We start from the raw sequence: 3777 nt of genomic DNA on the forward strand, positions 1-3777 counted from the left end.
AGCGCGGTGAGCACCGGGTGGAGAACGCGTACGCGCGCGCCGTGCGCGAGGACGGCAATCCGGCCGCCGTCCACATGATCGAGGAGGTGTTCGAGGTCACCGACCGGAACTGGCGCGGCATCGGGCCCATCCCCGCCAGTGGCTGGCGGCTGACCGACGCCTTCCGCGCGTACGACGCCGAGCACCGCTTCGACGTCACCGGAATCCGTACCGAGGAGCCCGCCGAGTGCCGCAGCGGCGAGGTGCTCCAGGGGCTGATCAAACCGACCGAGTGCGCCGCGTTCGGCACCACCTGCACCCCGCGCACGCCGCTCGGCGCCACCATGGTCTCCAGCGAGGGCGCCTGCGCGGCCTACTACCTGTACCGCAGGATGAACGCCCCGACACCGCAGGCCGACCGGGCCGTGCGGGAGGAGATGAACCCCGTTGCCTGAACAACTCGCCGACACGGTCGACCCGGCCAACTGGACCTGTCCCGCCCCCTTGCGCGACCAGCCGGTCGTGGTGATGGGGCACGGCGGCGGAGGAGCGCTGTCGGCGGAGCTGATGGAGCACGTCTTCGCCCCCGCCTACGGCAACGCCATCCTCACCGCGCTCGCCGACTCCGCCGTCCTCGAACTGGGCGGCGCGCGGCTGGCCTTCTCCACCGACTCCTACGTGGTCAGACCGCTGTTCTTCCCCGGTGGCAGCCTGGGCGACCTGGCGGTCAACGGCACCGTGAACGACCTGGCGATGAGCGGTGCCAGGCCGGCGTATCTCTCCGCCGCCTTCGTCCTGGAAGAGGGCGTGGAACTGACGGTCGTCGGACGGATCGCGCGCGCCATGGGTGCGGCGGCTGAGGCCGCCGGAGTCACCATCGCCACGGGTGACACCAAGGTGGTGGAGTCCGGGCACGGCGACGGTGTGTACGTCACCACCGCCGGTGTGGGGCTCGTCCCCGACGGGGTGGACATCCGACCCCAGCGGGCGCGGCCCGGTGACGCCGTCATCGTCAGTGGTCCGATCGGCCTCCACGGGGTGGCGATCATGAGCGTCCGTGAGGGGCTGGAGTTCGGCGTCGAGGTCGCCAGTGACACCGCGCCGCTGGCGGACCTGGTGGTGGCCATGCTGACAGTCACCCCGGACATCCACGTGCTGCGCGACCCCACCAGGGGCGGGCTCGCCGCGTCCCTCAACGAGATCGCCCGCGCCTCCGGAACCGGTGTCCGGCTGCGGGAGCGGGCCATCCCGGTGCCGGACGCGGTGGCGAACGCCTGCGGCTTCCTAGGGCTCGATCCCCTCTACGTCGCCAACGAGGGGCGGCTGGTCGCCTTCGTGCCCCCGTCGGCGGCGGAGGAGGTCCTCGCGGCGATGCGTGCCCACCCGCAGGGCGGCGGAGCCACCCTGATCGGCGAGTGTGTGGCCGAGCACCCCGGCATGGTCGTGGTCTGCACCGGCCTCGGCGGCACGCGGGTGGTGGACCTGCCTCTGGGCGAGCAGTTGCCGCGTATCTGCTGAGCCGGACGCGAGTGGGCCCCGCCGACGTGTCGGCGGGGCCCACTCGCGCTAGGTCGGGATCGGTAACGGCTCGATCCCGGTGATCTGAAGTTCCCGGCCGCTGCGCAGCTCGGTGGAGGGCTGGTCGCAGCGCGGGCACCAGAAGAACGGCGGCATGCCCACCGGGAACTCCTCGGCGCACGGACCGCACCATGCCTGCGCGGGGACCTGCTCGACGACGAGCCGTGCGTCGGCAAGGGCGGTGCCGTCGCGGGCCACCTCGAAGGCGAAATCCAGGGCGTCGGGGACGACGCCCGCCAGTTCGCCGACCCGGACGGTCACCGCCGCGACGGCATCCGTCCCGTCGGCCCGGGCCAGCTCGTCGGCCCGCTCGATGATCGCGGTCGCGATCGACAGTTCGTGCACGGCCTGCTCACGGGTACCGGTGGCCGGCGCGAAAACCGCCGGCCATCCGCCAGATGCGTGCCTCCCGCCTCAGGCTGGGTAGCTCTCGCAAGAGCAGCGCCACCACGAGACCGCCCGCCACGGCGGCCTCGGTTTTCAGCACCCGCTGTCCGCTCATCCTGGCTCGCCTGCCCGGGGCAGCCGGCCTTCGTGTTCGTTGGACTTTCATCTTTGGCGACTCCCTGCTGTTTCTCGTCCCGCTCATCCCGGCGAGATGTTCGGCATGGTGTCCGCGAGCGCGTCATGCCGCTTCCAGTGGATCCCGGTGGAGCGCCGCGCGTCGGCGGTGCCGTCCTCGTGGTGACCGGTCTGGTCCTCGTAGCGCCCCTTGTTGCCCTGGTGCATGCCGGCGACGTGCCGGGGTGTGTCGGGCTTCGCCTGGGGTCTGCCCACTCTGATGCTGCCCATGGGATGATCTCCTTCCTCGCCTCCGACCTGCGGAGTGCGTGCTCAGGGCCGTTCGGTGAGGTCCTCGAAGAACCGCTCGAGGGCCGGCCAGATCCGGCCGCCTCCGGACAGGCCCCGCCACTCCCGGCGTACGACCGCGACCATCCGGTAGCACTCGTCGATCGGCACGATCCAGTGGTGGTCGAGGCCGTGGACGGTGTTCACCAGCAGTGCCTCCACCTCGGGTTCCACGCCGGCGAGCTGCGGACACGTCGCGGCCAGCTGCTGCCATGCCGCCGCGTCCACCTCCCACCGCATGGCCCCTGCCGGACTCGGGCCCTCGGCGGTGACCGTGCCGTCTGCCCGGGGCACGAAGAAGACCAGGCCGACGGGTACGCCCAGGGCTTCCGTGTCGACCCGGGGAAGCCGGACTCGGCGCCGGGGTACGAGCCGGTAGTGGCCGTCGCCCGCTCCGCCCTGCGCGAACAGCACCGAGCAGGGACGGCAGACGCAGCGCACCTCCTGCTGCCCGGTGTCGTACAGGTGGGCGTGTTCGTCGGGCACCGGCGCGGCGCACAGGTCGCACACCTCCGACTCGGCCGCCGCCGTGCGGTCGGCCGAGGCACGGACGAGGCGGGCCAGCGCTCCGTCCGTGATCACCGGGCGCCCCGGTGCGTCAGCGTGGCCAGCGGTACGAACGCCGGAGCCGCCTGCCGGTCGGAGGAGGTCGGCAGCGATTCCACCGCCGTCAGTTCCGGAGCGGCGGCGAGTACCGCCTCGTGGACCGCGTCGGTGACCTCGGTCGCCCCGCTGCCGCATCCGGAGCCGCACCCGCCGCCCGACTTCAGGCGCACCCGGCCCACCTGCCCCTCCACACCGGCCCACTCGACGTCACCGCCGCGTTCGCGTACGGCGGGCCGCAGCCGCTCGACCGCGCGGGCCGCCCGGCGCTCGGCCGGCTCGGGGTGGATGTCGTGCAGCACCATCAGGTGCCCGAGCAACTCGTCGTCGGCCAGGCGCTCGGCCAGCTGCCCGTCCGCCTGGTCCAGGATCCGGGCCAGCGCCTCGCCGTAGACCTCGGTCAGGAGCACGACTGCCTCGGTGGCGGAGCGCGTGGTGGGGCCGGGCGTGGACTGGAGCCCTTCCAGCAGGTCGTCGAGCCGGGCCAGCCGGGCCTCCACGTCCGGGTCCGCCAGCCGCGCGGTGCCGGCCTCAGCCATGGTTCGCCCCGTACGTCGGCGAGTGCAGGGTGGTCAGCGTCTTGCCCTTGCCGACGTACATGTGCACGCCGCACGGCAGGCAGGGGTCGAAGCTGCGGACCGTGCGCATGATGTCGACACCCTTGAAGTCGTCGGGGCCGTTCTCCTCGAAGATGGGCTGACCCTGGACGGCGTCCTCGTACGGGCCGGGGGTGCCGTACATGTCGCGGGGGCTGGCGTTCCACGGGGT

General features: G+C 72.6%; 6 protein-coding genes and 1 pseudogene. 2 read left to right on the top strand and 5 right to left on the bottom strand.

Annotated features, from left to right (window positions below):
- A pseudogene (locus G6048_RS47250) lies at positions 1 to 434 on the top strand (hydrogenase formation protein HypD); the annotation flags it as partial.
- Positions 427 to 1497, top strand: coding sequence for a hydrogenase expression/formation protein HypE (gene hypE / locus G6048_RS47255; RefSeq protein WP_165345778.1), 1071 nt, complete (start codon positions 427 to 429; stop codon positions 1495 to 1497). The pseudogene G6048_RS47250 and the gene hypE, both read left to right, overlap by 8 nt.
- A 48-nt stretch (positions 1498 to 1545) precedes the next feature.
- Here the strand turns inward: hypE and hypA are convergent, their stop codons facing one another.
- The 5 genes from hypA to G6048_RS47280 form a co-directional block, all read right to left on the bottom strand.
- Entirely contained in the window at positions 1546 to 1902 is a 357-nt protein-coding gene (hypA, locus tag G6048_RS47260) for a hydrogenase maturation nickel metallochaperone HypA (protein ID WP_165345779.1), read from the bottom strand.
- A 240-nt stretch (positions 1903 to 2142) separates the two neighbouring features.
- Positions 2143 to 2349, bottom strand: coding sequence for a hypothetical protein (locus G6048_RS47265; RefSeq protein WP_165345780.1), 207 nt, complete (start codon positions 2347 to 2349; stop codon positions 2143 to 2145).
- A 42-nt stretch (positions 2350 to 2391) separates the two neighbouring features.
- On the bottom strand, positions 2392 to 2988 hold the full coding sequence (locus G6048_RS47270; protein ID WP_165345781.1) for a DUF5947 family protein: 597 nt from the start codon (positions 2986 to 2988) through the stop codon (positions 2392 to 2394).
- Positions 2985 to 3548, bottom strand: coding sequence for a NifU family protein (locus tag G6048_RS47275; protein ID WP_165345782.1), 564 nt, complete (start codon positions 3546 to 3548; stop codon positions 2985 to 2987). Before G6048_RS47275 ends, G6048_RS47270 begins: the two co-directional genes overlap by 4 nt.
- On the bottom strand, positions 3541 to 3777 hold a 237-nt coding region (locus G6048_RS47280; RefSeq protein WP_165345783.1), incomplete at its 5' end, for a nickel-dependent hydrogenase large subunit. The genes G6048_RS47280 and G6048_RS47275, both read right to left, overlap by 8 nt.

Source organism: Streptomyces ureilyticus, from assembly GCF_011045025.1.
Taxonomy (GTDB): Bacteria; Actinomycetota; Actinomycetes; order Streptomycetales; family Streptomycetaceae; genus Streptomyces; species Streptomyces ureilyticus.